Here is a 19,264-nt window from a genome sequence, read left to right as displayed (position 1 = left end):
GGTGGCGTGCGCGCTCTGAGCGGAGGTGCGCCCGCCCCCACGGGCCGGTTTCTTTTACGACCACTTTCTGAGCCTTTGCAGGGAGAAAACGGGATGGGACTGACCGCGAGGATCCGAACGCGGGACGGATGGGCCGTGTCGCACGCGGTCGTCACGGTGACCGACATGACCGGCGTGCAGGTGCTGCGCGCCGAGGCGGACACCGAGGGCGCCGTGCGGGACACCACCGCGCTGACGCCGGGGGCGTACACCGTGATCGTCACCGCGGTCGGCTACGCGCCCGCCGCCTCCAGCGCGATCGTCACCGCGAGCGGCCGGGCCGAGGTCGGCACGGTGACGCTGTCCCGCCAGGGCGGCACCGAACTTCCGCCGCCGGGACCGTGGACGGTCGACCCGGCGCACTCCAGCGTCGCCGCCGTCGCCCAGCACCTGGGCATCTCCAGCGTGCGCGGGCGCTTCACCGACTTCGCCGCCACCGTCGAGATCGCGCCGGACGACGTGACCAAGTCCCGGGTGGAGGCGGTGATCAAGGCGGCCTCCATCGACACGGGCAACGGCATGCGCGACACCCACCTGCGCTCGGCCGACTTCCTGGACGTGGAGCGGTTCCCGGAGATCACCTACCGCTCCACGGGCGTGAGCGAGGCCGGGCCCGACCGCTGGACCGTCCACGGCGAACTGGGCCTGCACGGGGTCGTCCGCGAGGTCGACCTGGACCTCGCCTACCTCGGCACCGGCGCCGACCCCTGGGGCGGCACCCGGGCGGCCTTCCGTGCGACGACGGAACTGCACCGCGAGGACTTCGCCATGAACTACAACCAGGTCGTCCAGGCCGGCATCGCCGCCATCGGCACCACGCTCAGGGTCGAGCTGGACGTCCAGGCGGTCCAGGGGGAGTCACTTCCGGCCGTGTGAGGCACCGCCGGACGCCCGGGCCACCACCTGGGCGCACAGGTCCCGGAGTTTGACGTTCCGGTCCTGTGAGACCCGGCGCAGCCGCTCCAGGGCCCGGCGGGCGTCGATGCGCTCCCGGGCCATGAGCATGCCGACCGCCTGGTCTATGACGCTGCGGGAGAGCAGGGCGGTGCGCACGTCGGCCGCCGAGGCCCGCTCCCGCTCGATGCGCAGGGCCTCGTTCACCGCGTCCGCGGTCCGCTCCGCGAAGGCGCGGGCCGCGTCCAGCCCCCCGGCCAGGGAGTCGGGCTCGACGCCGTAGAGATTGAGCGCGGCGCCCGTCTCGCCCTCGACGGCCAGCGGCAGCGCCAGCACACAGCGCACCCCGGTGGCCAGCGCGTACCGCGTGTACGCGGGCCAGCGGGTCTCGGCGGCCAGGTCCGCCGAGTACTGGGCTCTGCCCGACTCGGCGGCGTCCACGCAGGGCCCCGAACCGTTCTCGTACTGGCGCAGGTCCAGGCCGCTGGGCAGACCGGTGCTGCCCGCCAGCGTCATCAGCCGGTCGGCGCGGCGCACCGTGACCGAGCAGGCCCCGGCGCCGGGCACCTGCTGGACCGCCCGGTCCGTCAGGTCGCGCAGCAGGGTGTCCAGGCCACCGCCGCGCGCGAGGGCCTGGTCGAGCGTCTCCGTACTCGGGTCCGTGTCCGTGGTCTGCGGGGTCATGACCGTACGGATGTCCCGTCACCGCTCGGTCACACCTCGGCCACCGGGCGCGGAGGGGGCGTCGACGATGCGTCGGGCCAGGTCGCGGAGTTTCACGTTCTCGCGCTGGGAGGCCTTCACCAGCGACTCGAAGGCACCGGCCGCGTCGATGTCCAGACGCTCCATCAGGATGCCGGTGGCCTGGCCGATCAGGTCCCGGGTGCGCATCGCCTCGGTGAGCTGCTCGCGCACGGTCGCCGAGTCCAGGGCGAGGGAGACGTGCGCGGTGAACAGCCGCCCGATGCGGGTGGCGTCCTCGTCGAACGCCTGCGGCTTGCGGGCGTACGCCGTCAGCACGGTCAGCCGGCGCCGGTCGGCGCGCAGCCGCAGGGACAGGGCCGAGCGCAGGCCGAGCCCGGACAGGGCGTTGCCGCCGCCGTCGGCCTCGCTGTCGTCCGTGCGCACCACGGGCGTCGTCCACAGGCGCTCCCAGTCGGGGTGCGGGATGTGGCCGCCCTGGCCGCCCTGCCGGGGCTCGGCGGCGAACCGTATGGTCTCGTCGGTCCAGGCCAGGGTGCGCAGCCGGCCGCCGCGCTGGATCTCCGAGATGCCCGCGTGCTCGGCGTCGGGCAGGAGGCGTACCGCCAGTTCGACGGCGGTGTTCAGGGTGTCGCCGGGAGTGTCCGTCCCGTGCAGGTCCCGGGCCGCGGCCGTCAGGGCGTCGGCCAGCTCGAAGCCCACCGGAAAACGCGGCAAATCAGTAAATTCGGACGCAGCCACCACGAACCTCTTCGGCATGCGCGGCCTCACGGCCGTGCGCAGGAGAGCTCCGCAGCACATTCCCGACTGCGAGCACAGGACGAACAGCAACTTTAGCTGCTTGGTTGCGCGCCGGTGACGCTCGGTCGACGGTCCGGGCGGGCGGGCTGCCCTGCGGGCCCCCGGGGCATCCCGCGCCTTTCGCGCCGCAGCGCCGCGTGATGGAATGGGGACGGGTCAGGAAGCGGCCCGGCCGGAAGCCCGACGGACGTCTGTCAGGTGAGTGCTGTGTCCTTCCACCCCCAGCCCTGCGAACCGTGCGAGCCGTGTGATCCACCCGGCTGCGCCGTGCTCGCGCTCCCCAGCGAGATCGACTTCTGCAACGCGTCCGGGCTGCTGCCCCTGATCATGACCGCCGTGGAGCAGCGCTCCGACGGGCTGCGCCTGCTCGTCCTGGACCTGTCCGGGACCCGCTTCATGGACTCCCAGGGCGTCCGCCTCCTCGCCGCCGTACGCCACGGGCTGCCCGCCCGCACCCAGGTGCGCGTGGTGGCCGCCCCCAAGGGCGTGGCGAGCCGCGTCCTCGAACTCTCCGGCCTGCGCCGCGACGTCCCGGTCCACGACAGCCTCGCGGAGGCGCTGTGCGCGGAGGGCGGGACGGCGCGGCCGGACCGCGGGGCGGCGGGTGACGGCACCGCGGCCTAGGCTGACGGCATGGCACCGAACATCGCGACGAACACCCGTGTCTCCCTGGACGAGTTGCTGGACTTCGTACGCCCCCGCCATCGGGCGATCCTGCTCACCCGGCGGGCCGACGGCAGCCCGCAGGGGTCGCCGCTGACCTGCGGGGTCGACGACTCGGGCCGGATCGTCGTCTCGACCTACCCCGAACGGGCCAAGACCCGCAACGCGCGCCGTGACCCGCGGGTCAGCCTCGTCGTGCTCAGCGACGAGTGGAACGGCCCCTGGGTCCAGATCGACGGCACCGCGGAGGTCATCGACGCCCCGGACTCCGTGGAGCCGCTGGTGGAGTACTTCCGCGCCATCTCCGGCGAGCACCCCGACTGGGACGAGTACCGGCAGGCCATGGTCGCGCAGGGCAAGTCCCTCATCCGGGTGCGGCCGCAGAGGTGGGGTCCGGTGGCGACGGGCGGCTTCCCGGCCCGGCTGGCGGCGGACGACTGAGGCCCCCCGGCCCACGACTGAGGCGCCCCCGACCCGGGCGCGGGGGCCGCGGCGGGTCAGCCCCGCTCGACCATCGCCTCGATGCCCGCGACGAGCAGGTCGAGGGCGAACTCGAAGTCCCGGTCCAGCATCTCCGCGACGGTGTCGCCGCCCCGGGCCGCCATGATCTCCTGGGCGTCCTGCAGGACGCCCGCGTTGTCCGGCACCTCGGTCACCGCGTTCATGGAGTCCCGGAAGTATTCGTCCGGGCTCAGTCCGGTGTCCTCCACCCGGGCGAGGAAGCGGCCCTCGATGGTGCCGTAGCCGTAGACGAACTGGAAGACGGCGGCGATGGCGCCGGTCAGGCGGTAGGCGGGCAGCCCGCTGCGGCGCACGACGTTCTGCACCGACCGGGAGAAGGCCAGCGCGTGCGGCCCGATGTTGAGGTAGGTGCCGACCAGCCGCGACGACCAGGGGTGGCGCACCAGCAGCGCCCGGTTCTCCCGGGCCAGCGCGCGCAGCTCCGCCCGCCAGTCCCGACCGGCGTCCGGGTCGGGGTGGCGCAGCTCGCCGAAGACGGCGTCCAGGGCGAGTTCGAGCAGCTCGTCCTTGGTGTCGACGTACCAGTAGACGGACATCGCGGTGACGTTCAGCTCGGCGGCCAGGCGGCGCATGGAGAACCCGGCCAGGCCCTCGGCGTCCAGCAGCCGCACGGTGACCCGGGTGATCCGGTCCCGGTCGAGCCCGGACGGCTGCCCCCCGCGCCGCCCGCTGCGGCGCCCCTCCCCGTTCAGCCAGACACTGGCCCGGGGCCCCTGCCGCCCTGCCTTCGCCATGGGCACCTCTCCTCGATCCGTCGCACGCCGCCCGGCGCGGCGCCCCGCAGGGACGCGGGACCGCATCATTGTGCGGCTCCGCCGGGCGACCCGAGCGCTCAGGCGCTCACGACCTCCGAGTCTGCCCGCTCCGCCCGCCGCAACAACACCGCCGCCACCACACCGCCCAGCAGCACGGCCCCCGCCCCCACGAGCTGACTGCTCTCCACCCCGGAGGAGAACGCGTCGAGGACCCGCGCCCGCTCCCCCTCCCCCCGTGCCGCGGCCAGCGCCGCCGGCAACGACGTCGCCGCGACCGGCGCCAGCGCCGCGAACCGGGAGTTGAGCACCGCCCCGAGGACGGCCACCCCCAGTCCGTTGCCGAACTCGGCCAGCGTGCCGTTGACGCCCGCGCCGACCCCGGCCTTGGCCGGCGGGATGGCGCTCATCAGGGCGTGGGCCATGGCCGGGTTGCCCAGCGCGCACCCCACGCCGATCAGCAGCAGCCCCAGCAGCGTGCCGGCGTAGCCCGCCCCGGTCAGCGTGGCGATGGCCACCAGGCCCGCCGACATCAGCACCATGCTCAGGAGCACCGCGACCGGCGTGCCCAGCCGGGCGAGCCACGCCGCCGCCACGCCGGAGAAGTTCAGCAGCACCACCGTCAGGGCCAGCGGCGCGGTCCGCAGCCCGGCCTCCAGCGGGCCGTACCCGAGCACGAACTGCAGGTGCTGGGTGAGCAGGAACAGCGCGCCGCCCATGCCGAAGGTGATCAGCACCAGTCCGGCCACGGCGCCGGTGAAGCGCTGGTCGCGGAAGAAGCCGAGGTCGAGCATCGGGTAGGGCACGCGGCTCTCCCAGAGGGCGAAGAGCGCGAGCACCATCACCGCGACGGCGGCCGTGGCCAGGACCCGGCCCGAGGTCCAGCCGTGTCCGGGGCCGGAGATGATCGCGTAGACCAGTGCCGCCATGCCGATAGTGGAGAGGACGGCGCCGAGCAGGTCGGGCCGGTCGCCCTGCCGGTTCTTCGACTCCGGGACCAGGGTCACGACCGCGACCAGGCCGAGGACGACCACCGGCAGGTTGATCAGGAAGATCGCCCCCCACCAGAAGTGGTCGAGGACGAAGCCGCCGATCAGCGGGCCGCAGGCGAAGCCGAGCGCGCTGACCGCGCTCCAGATCCCGATCGCCCTGGCGTGCTCGGCCGGCGCGAAGATCTGCATGACCACGGCGAGCGTGGTGGTCAGCAGCAGGGCGCCGCCGACGCCCATGCCGGCCCGTGCCGCGATCAACTGGCCGGTGCTGTCGGCGAGTCCCGCCGCCAGCGAGCCGAGCCCGAACAGGGCGAGTCCGGCGGCCAGCATCTTCTTGCGGCCGTACCGGTCGGCCGCGCTGCCCGCGGTGAGCAGCAGGCCGGACTGGACGAGCGAGTAGGCGTTGATCATCCACTGGATGTCGGAGGTGGCCGCGCCCAGTTCGTCGGTGAGGGAGGGGATGGCCACGTTCAGCACGGTGTTGTCCAGGACCACCGTGAGCTGGGCGAGGCTGATGACACCGAGGATCAGCCAGCGCTGCGGATGGCCCTGGACCGGGGCGACGGTTTCCCGTTCCCCGGCCGATTCCTGGGGTGAGGTCGTCATGTTGTACAGCGTATAGGAGATCCCTGTACGCTGTACAACACATCATGCGGCCGAGCGGTCAGTCCGTCGGGGACGTGAGGTCGTAGAAGGTGGCCGAGCCGACCGTGACCTCCTTGAAGGTGGCCTCGACCCACGAGGTGATCTGCGAGGAGCTGCCGGAGCCGCCGCCCATGCCGCCGGCGATGAAGTAGTGGATCCTGCCGTCCGCCACGTACTCCTTGAACTGCGCCAGGGTCGGCGACGGGTCCGTGCCGTTGAAGCCACCGACGGCCATCACCGGCTCGCCGGTGCCGAGCTGGTAGCTCGCGGCGTTCTGGGAACCCACCGCCGCGGCGACCCAGGTGTAGGCGTCGGCGTCCGTCTCCAGCAGCTTCTTCGCCTCGGAGCCGACTTCGGCGCCGTTGAGCAGGCCGCCCATGCCGCCGCCCGCGCCCGTCCGGCCGCCTTCGCCGTTGGGGCCGCCGTTCTGGCCGTTCTGGTTGCTCTGGCCGTTGGGCCCCTGACCGTTCGGCGCCTGACCGTTCGGCGCCTGGCCGTTCGGCACCTGGCCGTTCTGGTTGGTGCCGCCCCCCGGAGCGGTGCCGCCACCGGGGAACCCGCCGCCGGGGCCGCCCTGGTTCTGCCCCTGCCCCTGGCCCGGCGCCGTCCCGCCGCCCGGGAAGCCACCGGGGCCGCCGCCCCGGCCGCCGCCTCCGGGACCGCCGCCCCGCATGCTCGCGCCGGACGGACCGGCCGTGACGATGGAGCCGCTGTGCCCCTCCCGCACGGTGCTCAGCGTGTACGCGGTGGGCGCCGCCAGCGACGCCGCCAGGCCGAGGCCCGCGGCCGCGAGCGCGGTCCGCCGTCCCAGCCGGCCGGCGAAGACGAGCCCGAGCGCGGCGACCAGGCCGCCGACCAGGACCGGCACCCTCAGCCAGGGCAGGTAGTCGGGCGTGCGGTGGAGCAGGACGTACCCCCAGGCGGCGCTCGCCGCGACGGCGGCGGCCAGCGCGAGCGACGCCCAGATCCGCTCGCGCCGCTCCCACAGCGTCGCCGCGCCCATGCCGACGACCGCCGCCAGGTACGGCGCGAGGGCGACCGTGTAGTACTGGTGGAAGATGCCGGCCATGTAGCTGAAGACGGCCGTGGTCATCAGCAGGGAGCCGCCCCAGACCAGGAAGGACGCGCGCGCGGTGTCGGTGCGGCCGGCGCGGCGCGTGGCGACGAGGCCCGCGACGAGCAGGATCAGGGCGGCCGGGAGCAGCCAGGAGATCTGGCCGCCGATCTCGGAGTTGAACATCCGGTCCCAGCCGGTCTCGCCCCACTGCCCGCCGCCCCCGCCGCCGGGGCCACCGCCGCCGCCGACGCTGCCGGTCTCGTCGCCGCTCAGCCGGCCGAGGCCGTTGTAGCCGAAGGTCAGCTCCAGGAAGCTGTTGTTCTGCGAGCCGCCGACGTAGGGCCGCGACGACGCCGGCCACAGCTCCACGACCGCGACCCACCAGCCGCCGGAGACGACGATCGCGGCGGTCGCCAGCGCGAGCTGCCCGAGGCGCTTCTTCAGCCGCACCGGCGCGCAGACGCCGTACACGAGGCCGAGCGCGGGCAGGATCAGGAAGGCCTGGAGGGTCTTCGCCAGGAACGCGAAGCCGATCGCGACGCCCGCCCACACCAGCCACTTGGTCCGGCCGTCCTCCAGCGCCCGTACGACGAGGTAGCAGGCGAGGGACATCAGCAGGGCCAGGAGCGCGTCCGGGTTGTTGAAGCGGAACATCAGCGCGGCGACGGGCGTGAGCGCGAGCACCCCGCCCGCGATCAGGCCGGCCGCGGGGCTGAACCGGCGCCGCACGGCCGCGTACACGACGGCGACCGTGCCCACCCCCATCAGCACCTCGGGGACGAGAATCGACCAGGAGGAGAGGCCGAAGACCCGCACCGCCAGGGCCATCGGCCACAGCGCGGCCGGAGGCTTGTCGACGGTGATGGCGTTGCCGGCGTCGAGGGAGCCGAAGAAGAACGCCTTCCAGGACTGGCTGCCCGCCTGCACGGCCGCCGAGTAGAAGGAGTTGGCCCAGCCGGAGGCACTGAGGTTGTACAGGTAGAGCAGGGCGGTGGCCAGCAGGAGGACGAGGAAGGCGGGGCGCACCCAGCGCGGGTCCTCGGGGCGCCCGCGCCACGGCCGGGCGGGGCGGGACGGCCGGGGCCGGTGACGGGCGGGCGGCGCCCCGGCCGGCGGGCCCCCTTCCTCCTCGGCGGGGGTGTGCACGGCCGGGTCGTAGTGCGTCGTCATCGGACGTCCCTCGGGTCGGTGTCGGCGGGGCGCACCGGCTGGAGCCGCACGGTGGCGTCGCTCCGGGTCCGGTACGGGTCCACGGGGCCGGATACCGGCAGCCGCGGTTCCGGAAGGCGGTGGTCCGGCGCGGGGGCCGGGGGCTCGGCGTCCGGGAAGACCCAGGCGCGGAAGAGCAGGAAGCGCAGCACGGTGGCCGCGAGGTTGGCGGCGATCAGCACCGCAAGCTCGGTGGAGTGGTCCGGGTCGGCCGTCGCCGCGCTCAGGGCGGCCAGCGAACCGCTGGTCAGCGCGAGGCCGATGCCGAAGACGACCAGCCCCTGCGCCTGGTGCCGCACCGCACCGCCCCGGCCCCGCACCCCGAAGGTCAGCCGCCGGTTGGCGGCGGTGTTGGCGACCGCGGAGACCAGCAGGGCGAGCGCGTTGGCGAGCTGGGAGCCGGCGAAGTGGCGGAAGCCGCTGTAGAGGAGGAGGTAGAAGAGGGTGGACAGGGCGCCGACGACGCAGAAGCCGACGAGCTGCCGGGCCAGTCCCTGCGGCACGCCGGACAGGTCGCGGTCGCGCGGGTCGTCGCCGAAGGGGCGGGCCAGCCGGTCCAGCGGCAGCGAACCGGTGGCCAGGGCCCTGCCGACCCGCCACACGCCCTTGAGGTCGTCGGTCGCCGTCCGCACGATGTGCACGGTGGAGTCCGGGTCGTCGACCCAATCGACCGGCACCTCGTGGATGCGGCACCCGGCGCGTTCGGCGAGCACCAGCATCTCCGTGTCGAAGAACCAGCCGGTGTCCTCCACCAGCGGCAGCAGCACCTGGGCCACGTCCCGGCGGATCGCCTTGAAGCCGCACTGGGCGTCGGAGAAGCGGGCCTGGAGGGAGCCGCGCAGGATGAGGTTGTAGGTGCGGGAGATGAACTCCCGCTTGGCGCCGCGCACCACCCGCGAGCTGCGGGCGAGCCGGGAGCCGATCGCGAGGTCGGAGTGGCCGGAGATCAGCGGCGCCACCAGCGGCAGCAGCGCGTTCAGGTCGGTGGAGAGGTCGACGTCCATGTAGGCGAGGACCGGGGCCTCCGAGGCCGACCAGACGGTCCCGAGCGCCCGGCCGCGCCCCTTCTGCTCCAGCCGGACGGACCTGACCGCCGCGAGGTCCGCCGCCAGGCCGGCCGCGACGCGCGGGGTGCCGTCCGTGGAGGCGTTGTCGGCGACCGTGATGCGGAAGGCGTAGGGGAACGTCCGGGCGAGGTGCTCGTGCAGTCGGCGCACGCACGGTCCGAGGTCCTTCTCCTCGTTGTAGACGGGGATCACTACGTCCAGGACAGGCGTACCGGCTCCTGCGGCCGGGAGGTGCTCCCGCGCCGGCAGGGAGCCGGGAGAAGAGTCGGTTCGCATGGAGCCGACTGTTCTCAACTCCCCTGTCGCACCCGTGTGGTGAGACTGTGCTGCGCCTGTGAGTGCGCCGGAGCGTCCGGCGCGTTCCGAACGGCGGGAAGATACACGGTGAAGACCGTCCGCCCCGGCGCGCTGTCGACGGTCACACCGCCGCCGTGCGCGGTCGTCACGGCCTGCACGATGGCGAGCCCGAGGCCCGTCGAACCGGTCGCGCGGGAGCGGGCGGAGTCGCCGCGGGCGAACCGTTCGAAGACGTGCGGCAGCAACGCGGCCGGTATGCCGGGCCCGTCATCCTCGACGTCCACGCACAGCCACCCCCCGCTGCCGCGCACGCGCGCGGTGACGGTGGTGCCCGGCGGGGTGTGGTTGCGGGCGTTGCCCAGGAGGTTGACCAGCACCTGCTGGAGCCGGGCGGGGTCCGCCGACACCGTGGCCGGGGCGTCGGGCAGGTCGAGCCGCCAGGTGTGACCGAGGCCGGCCGCGCGGGCGTCGCTGACGGTGTCCACGACGAGCGGCACGAGGTCGGTCGGGCCGAACTCCAGCGGGCGCCCGGCGTCCAGGCGGGCCAGCAGCAGCAGGTCCTCGACCAGCAGGGACATGCGGCCGGCCTCGGACTCGATGCGGCCCAGCGCGTGCCGGGTGTCGGGGCCCACCTGTTCGCGTCCCCGGCGGGTGAGTTCGGCGTAGCCCCGGATGGAGGCGAGGGGGGTGCGCAGTTCGTGGCTGGCGTCGGCGACGAACTGCCGTACCCGCGTCTCGCTCTGCTGCCGTGCGTGCAGGGCCCCGTGGACGTGGTCCAGCATCCGGTTGAGCGCGGAGCCGACCCGGCCGACCTCGGTGTGCGGGTCGCACTCGGACTCCGGGACCCGTTCGTCGAGGTTCACCTCGCCCGCGTGCAGCGGGAGTTCGGAGACCCGGCCGGCGGTGGCGGCGACCCGGCGCAGGGGGCGGGTGGCGACGCCGACGATGACGGCCCCGGCGAGGGAGGCGGCGACGAGACCGGCGGCGGTGACGCTGGCCTCCACGAGGATCAGGGTGCTGATGGTGCCGTCGACGTCGGAGGTGGGCAGGCCCGCGTAGTAGCCGTCGTGGTACTCGACGCGGTAGTCGCCGAGGCCGGGGATCGTGACGGTGTGCGCGTCGCCGTCCTGGGGGACGGAGGCGAGCGCGGTGCGCTGGGCCGTGTCGAGGGAGACCGCCGTGGTCCTGCTGGGGTCCGTGCTCTCGTCGTTCTTCTCGCCGTACTTGGCGTCGGCCACGGCACCGTCGCTGGTCTCGGCGACGATCGTGTCGCGCGGCTGGGGGCCGCCGTGCGTGACGAACTCGTCGAGGTCCATCCGCTTCGGGCCCACTGCGCCGGGCACCGGATCGCCCGGCGGCCCGAATCCGGACACCCGCCGCGCGACCTCGGCCACCTGGCCGTCCAACTGCTCGTACAGGTGCGAGCGCAGCGCGAGCGTCGTCACCGTGCCGATCACCGCGCACACCACCGCGATCAGCGCCACCGACGCGACGACGAGCCGCGTCCGCAGGGTCCGCGGCCGCGGTCGTCGCCGCCGGATCATGCCGCGGGCTTGATCAGGTATCCGGCGCCGCGCCGGGTGTGGATCATCGGCTCGCGCCCGGCGTCGATCTTCCGGCGCAGGTAGGAGATGTACAGCTCCACGACGTTGGCCTGGCCGCCGAAGTCGTAGGACCACACGCGGTCCAGGATCTGCGCCTTGCTCAGCACCCGCCGCGGGTTGCGCATCAGGAAGCGCAGCAGCTCGAACTCGGTGGCGGTGAGGTGGATCCCGTCGCCGCCCCGGGTGACCTCGTGACTGTCCTCGTCGAGGGTGAGGTCGCCGACGACGAGCACGGAGTCGGAGCGCCGGTCGGCGGCACCGGAGCGGCGGATGAGTCCGCGCAGCCGGGCGACGACCTCCTCCAGGCTGAACGGCTTGGTGACGTAGTCGTCCCCGCCCGCCGTGAGACCCGCGATCCGGTCCTCGACGGCGTCCTTGGCGGTCAGGAACAGCACGGGCACGTCCGGCAGGTCGCGGCGCAGCCGCCCCAGCACGCTCAGGCCGTCCATGTCCGGCAGCATCATGTCCAGTACGACGGCGTCGGGCCGGAACTCGCGGGCGGCCTGGACGGCGCCGTGGCCGTCGCCGGCGCTGCGGATCTGCCAGCCCTCGTAGCGCAGGGCCATGGACAGCAGTTCGGTGATGGACAGCTCGTCGTCCACTACCAGCACCCGGACGGGGCTCCCGTCCGGCCTCAGCAGTTCGGTGCGCCCCTGGGGCGAAGTGGTGGTCATGGCGGCCACCTTGTCGGGGCGCTCTGAGAGGGTCCTTTCCCCAAGCTGTGATTTCTCTGAGAAACGCACAGGCACCGTTCGGGCACGCCGTTGGCCCCCCCCCGCCCGGGACAGTCCGCCCCGCCCGGGAGAGTCCCTCAGACCTCCCCGGTCAGGCCCTCGGCCGTGAGGGTGAGGTGGCGGACCAGCACCTTCGCCGCGGTGTCGGCGTCGCGGGCCAGCGCCGCCTCCTCCAGCCGGCGGTGCTCCTCGAGGCCGTCCCGGCCGGGATTGCGGTGCGTCGACCAGCGGCGGGCCAGTTCGCTCGCCGTCCACAGCCGGTCGAAGGTCTCCAGCAGCACGGGGTTGCCGCAGCCCTCCATCAGGGCGCGGTGGAAGAGCCGGTGCGCCTCGGACCACGCCTCGCTGTAGTACTCGCCCTCCCCGGGCGTGTACGCGGGGGTGCGGGACAGCCGGTGGTGGGCGGCGCGCACCCGGGCCTCCCAGTCGACGTCGCCGCGCTCGACGGACATGCGCAGCAGGACCGGTTCGATGGTGCGGCGGGCCTCCGCGATCTCCTGCCAGCGACGGTCGGAGTAGGCCGGGACGGCGAAGCCGCGGTTGGGCAGCCGGTCGGCGAGGCCGTCGCCGACCACCCGCACCAGGGCCTCGCGCACCACGGCCAGGCTCACCCCCTGCTCCTTGGCGAGGTCCTGCGGCTTGAGGGCGGCGCCGGGGGCGTGGTCGCCGCGCATGATCGCCTCCCGCAGGTGTGCGTAGACCTGCTCGGAGAGCATCCGCTTGCCGGTCGGCGGGGGCGGGGTGGGGCCGGTCTGAGTCATGGAGGCAGCATAGACGATCTGTTGGATAATCGATTATCGGTGTTATGGTCGATTGCAGTGGCCGACACGGCCCCGCCTCTCCCGGCACGGCACGGCCCACGGAGGCCGGCCTGCCCCCGAAAGGAACGACGCGATGAGCGCCAACGACCCGTTCGCCCGCCTCCCCGAGGCGGCCTCCTTCACCCTGACCAGCACCTCCGTCGCCGACGGCGCCCGCTGGCCGTCCGCGCAGCACTCCTCCGGCGTCCCCGGCGGCAAGGACCTCTCCCCGCAGCTTTCGTGGAGCGGCGCGCCGGAGGGCACCAGGAGCTACGCCGTCACCGTCTACGACCCCGACGCCCCCACCGGGTCCGGCTTCTGGCACTGGGCGGTCGCCGACATCCCCGCCACCGTCACCGAACTGCCCGAGGGCGTCGGCGACGACACCGGTTCGGGTCTGCCCGAGGGCGCCTACCAGCTCCCCAACGACGCCCGCGCGGCCCGCTACATCGGCGCCGCCCCGCCGGCCGGGCACGGCCCGCACCGGTACTTCGTCGTGGTGCACGCGCTCGACGTCGAGTCCATCGGCGTCCCGGCCGACGCCACCCCGGCCGTCCTCGGCTTCACCATGGCCGGCCACGTCCTCGGCCGCGCGGTCCTGACCGCGACCGCCGAGACCCCCGCCTGACCCACCGCGTGTCCAGGCTCATCGACACCACGGAGATGTACCTCCGCACCGTCCTGGAGCTGGAGGAGGAGGGCGTGGTGCCGTTGCGCGCCCGCATCGCCGAGCACCTGGACCAGAGCGGTCCCACCGTGAGCCAGACCGTCGCCCGCATGGAACGCGACGGACTGCTGCGGGTCGCCGCCGACCGGCACCTGGAGCTGACCGACGAGGGCAGACGGCTGGCGACGCGCGTCATGCGCAAGCACCGGCTCGCGGAGTGCCTGCTCGTCGAGGTGATCGGACTGGAGTGGGAGCAGGTCCACGCCGAGGCCTGCCGCTGGGAGCACGTGATGAGCGAGGCCGTCGAACGCCGCCTGCTGCGCCTGTTGCGGCACCCGACCGAGTCGCCCTACGGCAACCCGATCCCGGGCCTGGAGGAACTGGACGGGACGGCCACCGCCGTCCCGCGCCCGTCTCCCGCCGGGAGCACGGTCAGCCTCGGTGACCTGCGCCCCGGGCCGGACGGCAGGGGCGCGGTCGTCCGGCGCATCGGGGAGCCGGTCCAGGCCGACCCCGGCCTGCTGTCCGCCCTGCGGCGGGCCGGGGTGCGGCCGGGCGCGGTGGTGGACGTCAGGCCGTGGCCCGGCGGCGTGACGGTCGGCCGCGGCGGCCGGACCGCCCGGCTGGCGGCGCGGACCGCCGCGCACGTCTTCGTCGCCCCGCTCTGAGCCCGGTGGGCACCGGTCCGTCCACGCGGCCGTTGCCGACCGGGTCCCGCGCCTCAGCCCTCCCGGAGTTCCCGGCTCCCCGGCAGCCCGAACAGCCGGGCCGCGTTGTCGTGGCACACGCCGCGCAGCCACGCGTCCCCCAGCTCCAGCCGCTCCAGGGCGCGCAACTGGTGCAGGTAGGGGTACGGGATGTTGGGGAAGTCGGTGCCGAGCAGGACGCGGTCGCCGAGACCGGCCAGCCGGGGCAGCGCGCGGCGCGGGAAGGGCGCGAGCCGCTCACCGAAGTCGGTGAACGCCATGGTCGTGTCCAGCCGCACCTCCCCGTACCGCTCGGCGAGGTCGAGGAAGTCCTCGTACTCGGGCATCCCCAGGTGCGCGACGACCAGCCGCAGCCGGGGGTGCCGGGCCAGGACGCGGGCGATCGGCTCGGGTCCGGTGTGCTTGCCGGGCGCCGGGCCCGAACCGCAGTGCACGACGACCGGTACCCCCGCCTCGGCGAGCACGCCCCACGCCGGGTCGAGCAGCGCGTCGGCCGGGTCGTAGGCGCCCACCTGCACGTGCGCCTTGAAGACCCGCGCCCCCGCCTCGACGGCCCGTCGGACGTACGCCTCGACGCCCGGCTCGGGGAAGAGGGTGGAGGTGTGCAGGCAGTCGGGGGTGCGGCGGGCGAAGTCCACCGCCCAGTCGTTGAGCCACTGGGCCATGCCCGGCTTGTGCGGGTAGAGCATGGCGGTGAAGGCGCGCACGCCGAACGCCCGCAGCAGTCGCGCGCGTTCGTCCTCCTCGTGCCGGTAGGTGATCGGCCACTCGACCCCGCCGGTCAGCGGCCCGAGGGCGTCGAAGTAGGCCCAGACCTTGCGCAGCACGCGCTCGGGCATGAAGTGCGTGTGCACGTCGACCAGCCCGGGCAGCCCGAGCTCCTCCCAGAACCGGCGGACGGGTCCGGCTTCGTGATCACTCATGGGCCCACGATCGCGCGCCGGGTTCCGGTGGACAAGGGGGGAGGGGGCGCCGAGGGGACCGCCCCGGACATCGAGGGCCCCCACCCGGGGGTGAGGTCAGAACAGCCCGTCCTGCACTCCGGCCGCCGCCCGTCCCAGCTCCCGCAGGGGCACGGCGCACGGCTCGCCCCCGGCGGAGACCAGCTCCCACCCCGTCATCAGCCGGGTGTCGAGCACGACGACCCCGCGCTCCGTCGCCAGGTGCAGGTCCGGCCCGGCTGCCGCCACCAGCTCGCCCCCGACCGCGCCGCCCGCCACCAGCTCGGCCACCTCCGCCACGGCGGCCGGTCCCCGCCGCTCCCCCTCGATGCCGAAGACGCCCGCGTGGTCGACCGGCCGGAACGGCTCCGGCGTCAGCGTCTCCGGCCACCCGCCGAGCGCGACCGCCCGCGCGTGCAGCCCGGCGATCTCGGCCGCCCGCTCCGCCTCCGACGCGGGCAGCGCGGCCCGCACGGCCCGCTTGCGGGCGTACGGGACCCGGTCGGGGACGCCCAGTGCGGCCCGCAGCAGCTCCTCGGTGCGGCGCGCGGCCATCAGCGGTCCGCGGCCCAGCCAGCTGAAGCAGACGGCGCCCTGCTCCAGCAGCCGGGCCGTGCCCCGCTCGTCCGCGGTGATCCCCACCTTGACCAGACCCGGCCCGAACCAGGCCAGATAGACGCGGTACGGCCGCGGGTCGTCCGCGACGGTGTCGGCGGCCACCGAGTGGGCCCGGTCGAGGCGCGCGCACTCCTCGCACCGCGCCCCCGTGCTCCGCCCCGGCACGCCCGCCCGCACGGGACACGCGTGCCCCCGTGCCCCCACGCAGGTCCGCACACCCCCCTCGGCGACCGCGAAGGCCACCCGCTTCCCCCGGGCCAGCGCACTGCGCCGGCCCCCGGCCCACGACAGCACGGGGCCCCCGGCCGCCCACCGCAGCCCCGCGCACCTCCATGCCCGTGCCATCCCCACCGACAGTAGAGGGCGCCACTGACAACGGCCGGTGCCGACGGAACGGGCGGGCACCCACCCGTGGTGAGTGCCCGCCCGGAAGTACCGTACGTTCATGGCAGAAAGTGCAGCGACGTGCCCGGAGCGCCTGGTCATGGAACACATCACCAGCCGCTGGGGCACCCTCGTCCTGATCGCCCTGCTGGACCGCCCCCACCGCTTCGGCGAACTGCGCCGGGAGATCGGCCGGGTCAGCGAGAAGATGCTGGCCCAGACGCTGCGGACCCTGGAGCGCGACGGCCTCGTGCACCGGGACGCCCGGCCCGTGATCCCGCCCCGCGTGGACTACTCCCTCACCGGCCTCGGCCGCGAGGCGGCCGAGCGGGTCCGGGACCTCGCGCACTGGACGGAGCGGAGGCTGGCGGCGGTCGAGCGGGCCCGCGAGGCCTACGACGCGGCGAGCCCCTGACCCACCGCCGCCCGGACCGGCGTCACTGCTTCAGCACGGCCTCCATCACGCGCTTGGCGATGGGCGCGCCGAGCCCGCCGCCGGAGATGTCCTGGCGGGAGATCTCCATGTCGGTCGGGTCGATGAACACGGCCACGGCGACCGAGGACCCGTCGTCCTTCTTGCCGTAGGAGACGAACCAGCCGTACGGCACCTCGTCGTTCACGTTGACACCGCGCTGCGCGGTACCGGTCTTGCCGCCGACCGTGATGCCGTCGATCTGGGCGCGGCGGGCGCTGCCCTCCTTGGCGGTGAACTCCATCATCTCCTGGACCTTCTGCGCGGTCTCGGCGGAGACGGCCTCGCTCATCGTCGCGGGCTCGGTCTTCTCCAGGGTGTCCAGGTCCGGGCCCTTGACCTCGTCCACGATGTAGGGCTGCATCACCTTGCCGTCGTTGGCGATCCCCGCGGTGACCAGGGCCATCTGCATCGGCGTACTGGTCAGGCTGCCCTGGCCCATGCCGGTGAGGGCGGTGCCCGGCGCGTCGAGGTCCTCGGGGTAGAGGCTCTTGGTGGCGAGCAGGTCGCCGAAGTCGTCGGAGTAGACGTCCTCGTTGAAGCCGAACTTCTCGGCCGTCTCGCGCAGCTTGTCCTGGCCCAGCTTGGAGGCGGCGTCGAGGAAGACGTTGTTGCAGGAGTGCTGCATGGCGGTCTTCATCGAGGCCTTGTTGCAGACCGCGTCGCCGGCCTCGCTGCCGATCTTGTTGGTGGACTGCGGCAGCGGGTACGGGGAGACGGCGTCGGTGCGGGCGTCGACGTCGGTGACGATGCCGTGCTCGAGCGCGGCGGCCGCGGTGAGGATCTTGAAGGTGGAGCCCGGCGGGTAGGTCTCCCGCAGCGCGCGGTTGGCCAGCGGCTTGTTCTTCTTCTTGTCCAGCGCGACGAAGCGGTCGGACTCCTTGAAGGTGCTGCCCGCGAACGTCGCCGGGTCGTAGGAGGGCGCCGAGACCAGCGCCAGCACCTTCCCCGTGCGCGGATCCAGGGCGACCACGGCCCCCCGCGCGCCCTTCAGGTCGGTCAGCCCGTCCCAGGCGGCCTTCTGCGCCTTCGGGTCGATGGTGGTGACCACCGAGCCGGGCCGCCGCCCCTCGCCGCTGACCACGTCGGCGAACCGCTGGAAGGCCAGCCGGTCGTCCTTGCCGGTGAGGATGGAGTCGTAGGTCTTCTCCAGCAGCGTCATGCCCTGGGCCTGCGAGGCGTATCCGGTCACCGGCGCGTACATCGGCCCGTTGGCGTAGGTGCGCTTGTACTTGAGGTCGGTGCCCTCGGTCTCCGTGGAACCGGTGACGGCTCGTCCGCCGACGACGATGTCACCGCGGGGCGTGGCGAACTGCTCGATCTGCACCCGCCGGTTGTCGGTGTCGGACGCCAGCTCCGGGGCCCGGACGTACTGCAGCCAGTTGGCGCGGATCAGCAGGCCGAGCACCAGCAGCCCGCAGAAGATCGCCACGGCCCTCAGCGGCTTGTTCACCGTCGGCCTCCGTCGGGGCTCGGCTGCCGGTCGGATATCAAGACGGGTCCTCTCAACATGGGCTCACCCTAGACACAGTGGGGAAGGGGGATCAGCACCGATGCCGCCCACCCGCGTGGCCCACCGATGCCAAAGACCCCGCCGGGGAATCCGGCGGGGTCTTTGATTCATGTGCACTCGGCAGGATTCGAACCTGCAACCTTCTGATCCGTAGTCAGATGCTCTATCCGTTAAGCTACGAGTGCTTGTCTTTTTCAGTTTTACCGCCGCTCCCGGCCCTTCCGGCCCGCTCGCGGCGACAGGAAGAACATTACATGACTGCCGCCGTCATGTGAAATCCATGGGCCACACCCCTTGTGACCTGCACAAAAGCCCATCCGGGGCCCGGCCGACAACATCAAAGCCCCGGCCGTGGGGCCGGGGCTTCGAAGGGGTGCGGAGGCGGAGGGATTTGAACCCTCGATGGGGGGTAAGCCCCAAACCGCATTAGCAGTGCGGCGCCATAGACCGGACTAGGCGACGCCTCCAGACAACATCACCACCTCGCGTGCGAGCGCGAGTGGCGCGTGCCGATGATGACACAGTCGAGCGCGCTGTCACCAATCGGCCCCCACGGTACTAGGCGGGAAGCCCGCAGGGCAAAGCCCTTACGGCGCGGTCGCGGCGTCCGCACGGGCGTACCGCGCGCCGGGTCGCGCAACGTCCGGGCGGCCGGCGCGTTGGTCAGGTCATGTTCCAGGTCTCCCGCACCCCCGCCGCCCGCCTCCTCGGCGCCGCCGCCCTGTCCGCCGCCGTCCTCGCCTCCGTCTGCGCCGCGCACCCGGCCGCCGCCGGCCCCGGCGCTCCGGAGGGCGACCGCCTCACGGTCACCGTCCGCGACGCCGGACCGGGACTGGACGGCACGTACGAGCTGTCCTGCCACCCCTCCACCGGCGACCACCCCGACCCGGAGGGCGCCTGCGCCGCCGTCGAGGGCGACACCCGGTGGGGCCGCGACACCTTCGCGCCGGTGCCCGAGGGCAGCGTCTGCACCATGCAGTACGGCGGCCCGGCCACCGCGCACGTCACCGGCGTCTGGGCCGGACGCCCCGTCGACACCACGTACGACCGCCGCGACGGCTGCGAGATCTCCCGCTGGGACCGCATGGTGCCGCTGCTGCCCGACCTCGGCGGCCCGGCCCGGTCCTAGCGTCCCGGTCGCGCGGGGCGGACGGCGGCGGGGGCCGGGCCCGGCGGCCATCGGT

At 73.8% G+C, this 19,264-nt stretch carries 19 protein-coding genes and 2 tRNA genes; 7 read left to right on the top strand and 14 right to left on the bottom strand.

What is annotated here, in order from left to right:
• Positions 1-93 precede the first annotated feature (93 nt).
• Entirely contained in the window at positions 94-915 is an 822-nt protein-coding gene (locus Sdi02f_RS19385; protein WP_030403183.1) for a YceI family protein, read from the top strand.
• On the opposite strand, the gene Sdi02f_RS19380 is transcribed toward Sdi02f_RS19385, so the two are convergent.
• Together Sdi02f_RS19380 and Sdi02f_RS19375 are read right to left on the bottom strand one after the other, a co-directional pair.
• Positions 898-1,617: a GAF and ANTAR domain-containing protein gene (locus Sdi02f_RS19380; RefSeq protein ID WP_030403182.1), complete on the bottom strand. Its 720-nt coding sequence runs from the start codon at positions 1,615-1,617 to the stop codon at positions 898-900. The two genes, Sdi02f_RS19385 and Sdi02f_RS19380, sit on opposite strands and share 18 nt — an antisense overlap.
• Before the next feature lie 18 nt (positions 1,618-1,635).
• The gene (locus tag Sdi02f_RS19375; RefSeq protein ID WP_037825215.1) at positions 1,636-2,394 is read right to left on the bottom strand and encodes an ANTAR domain-containing protein; all 759 of its coding nucleotides are present in this window, start codon (positions 2,392-2,394) and stop codon (positions 1,636-1,638) included.
• A 309-nt stretch (positions 2,395-2,703) separates the two neighbouring features.
• Here Sdi02f_RS19375 and Sdi02f_RS19370 point away from each other — a divergent pair, with 309 nt between their 5' ends.
• Positions 2,704-3,060 (top strand): STAS domain-containing protein, encoded by a 357-nt coding sequence (locus Sdi02f_RS19370; protein WP_324288794.1) that lies wholly within the window; start codon positions 2,704-2,706, stop codon positions 3,058-3,060.
• A gap of 9 nt (positions 3,061-3,069) precedes the next feature.
• Complete coding sequence (locus tag Sdi02f_RS19365; protein ID WP_030403179.1) at positions 3,070-3,540, top strand: PPOX class F420-dependent oxidoreductase; 471 nt, start codon at positions 3,070-3,072, stop codon at positions 3,538-3,540.
• Positions 3,541-3,596: 56 nt separating this feature from the next.
• On the opposite strand, the gene Sdi02f_RS19360 is transcribed toward Sdi02f_RS19365, so the two are convergent.
• From Sdi02f_RS19360 to Sdi02f_RS19330, 7 genes are all read right to left on the bottom strand, one after another.
• On the bottom strand, positions 3,597-4,355 hold the full coding sequence (locus Sdi02f_RS19360; RefSeq protein WP_030403178.1) for a TetR/AcrR family transcriptional regulator: 759 nt from the start codon (positions 4,353-4,355) through the stop codon (positions 3,597-3,599).
• A 98-nt stretch (positions 4,356-4,453) separates the two neighbouring features.
• Entirely contained in the window at positions 4,454-5,971 is a 1,518-nt protein-coding gene (locus Sdi02f_RS19355; protein WP_108933728.1) for an MFS transporter, read from the bottom strand.
• Between the two features lie 58 nt (positions 5,972-6,029).
• On the bottom strand, positions 6,030-8,237 hold the full coding sequence (locus tag Sdi02f_RS19350; RefSeq protein ID WP_108933727.1) for a glycosyltransferase family 39 protein: 2,208 nt from the start codon (positions 8,235-8,237) through the stop codon (positions 6,030-6,032).
• Positions 8,234-9,619 (bottom strand): bifunctional glycosyltransferase family 2/GtrA family protein, encoded by a 1,386-nt coding sequence (locus Sdi02f_RS19345; protein WP_031087867.1) that lies wholly within the window; start codon positions 9,617-9,619, stop codon positions 8,234-8,236. The genes Sdi02f_RS19350 and Sdi02f_RS19345 overlap by 4 nt, the downstream gene beginning before the upstream one ends.
• A gap of 14 nt (positions 9,620-9,633) precedes the next feature.
• Positions 9,634-11,184 (bottom strand): sensor histidine kinase, encoded by a 1,551-nt coding sequence (locus Sdi02f_RS19340; RefSeq protein WP_053637826.1) that lies wholly within the window; start codon positions 11,182-11,184, stop codon positions 9,634-9,636.
• A complete protein-coding gene (locus Sdi02f_RS19335) occupies positions 11,181-11,918 on the bottom strand; it encodes a response regulator transcription factor (protein ID WP_030403173.1) in 738 nt (245 codons plus the stop codon). The genes Sdi02f_RS19340 and Sdi02f_RS19335 overlap by 4 nt, the downstream gene beginning before the upstream one ends.
• A gap of 137 nt (positions 11,919-12,055) precedes the next feature.
• Positions 12,056-12,739, bottom strand: a complete 684-nt coding sequence (locus Sdi02f_RS19330; protein ID WP_053637825.1) for a GntR family transcriptional regulator — start codon at positions 12,737-12,739, stop codon at positions 12,056-12,058.
• Positions 12,740-12,872: 133 nt separating this feature from the next.
• On the opposite strand from Sdi02f_RS19330, the gene Sdi02f_RS19325 reads away from it, so the two are divergent.
• Together Sdi02f_RS19325 and Sdi02f_RS19320 are read left to right on the top strand one after the other, a co-directional pair.
• Positions 12,873-13,406 carry a YbhB/YbcL family Raf kinase inhibitor-like protein gene (locus Sdi02f_RS19325; protein WP_031087860.1) on the top strand — a complete coding sequence of 178 codons (534 nt, stop codon included), beginning with the start codon at positions 12,873-12,875 and terminating at the stop codon, positions 13,404-13,406.
• Positions 13,407-13,414: 8 nt separating this feature from the next.
• Positions 13,415-14,113 (top strand): iron-dependent transcriptional repressor DtxR, encoded by a 699-nt coding sequence (locus Sdi02f_RS19320; protein ID WP_031087859.1) that lies wholly within the window; start codon positions 13,415-13,417, stop codon positions 14,111-14,113.
• A gap of 53 nt (positions 14,114-14,166) precedes the next feature.
• Here the strand turns inward: Sdi02f_RS19320 and Sdi02f_RS19315 are convergent, their stop codons facing one another.
• Together Sdi02f_RS19315 and Sdi02f_RS19310 are read right to left on the bottom strand one after the other, a co-directional pair.
• On the bottom strand, positions 14,167-15,075 hold the full coding sequence (locus tag Sdi02f_RS19315; RefSeq protein ID WP_108933726.1) for an amidohydrolase family protein: 909 nt from the start codon (positions 15,073-15,075) through the stop codon (positions 14,167-14,169).
• A 96-nt stretch (positions 15,076-15,171) separates the two neighbouring features.
• Complete coding sequence (locus Sdi02f_RS19310) at positions 15,172-16,056, bottom strand: DUF2797 domain-containing protein (RefSeq protein ID WP_031087855.1); 885 nt, start codon at positions 16,054-16,056, stop codon at positions 15,172-15,174.
• Positions 16,057-16,156: 100 nt separating this feature from the next.
• On the opposite strand from Sdi02f_RS19310, the gene Sdi02f_RS19305 reads away from it, so the two are divergent.
• Complete coding sequence (locus Sdi02f_RS19305) at positions 16,157-16,510, top strand: winged helix-turn-helix transcriptional regulator (protein ID WP_030403167.1); 354 nt, start codon at positions 16,157-16,159, stop codon at positions 16,508-16,510.
• A 22-nt stretch (positions 16,511-16,532) separates the two neighbouring features.
• On the opposite strand, the gene Sdi02f_RS19300 is transcribed toward Sdi02f_RS19305, so the two are convergent.
• The 3 genes from Sdi02f_RS19300 to Sdi02f_RS19290 all read right to left on the bottom strand — a co-directional run bounded on the left by Sdi02f_RS19300 (position 16,533) and on the right by Sdi02f_RS19290 (position 18,547).
• Entirely contained in the window at positions 16,533-18,020 is a 1,488-nt protein-coding gene (locus Sdi02f_RS19300; protein WP_030403166.1) for a peptidoglycan D,D-transpeptidase FtsI family protein, read from the bottom strand.
• A gap of 172 nt (positions 18,021-18,192) precedes the next feature.
• Positions 18,193-18,265: transfer RNA gene (locus Sdi02f_RS19295), tRNA-Arg, on the bottom strand.
• Between the two features lie 191 nt (positions 18,266-18,456).
• Positions 18,457-18,547 (bottom strand) — tRNA-Ser (locus Sdi02f_RS19290).
• Positions 18,548-18,750: 203 nt separating this feature from the next.
• Here Sdi02f_RS19290 and Sdi02f_RS19285 point away from each other — a divergent pair.
• Positions 18,751-19,209: an SSI family serine proteinase inhibitor gene (locus Sdi02f_RS19285; RefSeq protein ID WP_030403165.1), complete on the top strand. Its 459-nt coding sequence runs from the start codon at positions 18,751-18,753 to the stop codon at positions 19,207-19,209.
• The last annotated feature ends 55 nt before the right edge of the window (positions 19,210-19,264 follow it).

The sequence above is a fragment of the Streptomyces ardesiacus genome (assembly GCF_003112575.1).
Lineage (GTDB): Bacteria > Actinomycetota > Actinomycetes > Streptomycetales > Streptomycetaceae > Streptomyces > Streptomyces ardesiacus.
Note: the sequence above shows the minus strand (reverse complement) of the source record. Positions and strands in the feature narration are given on the sequence as shown.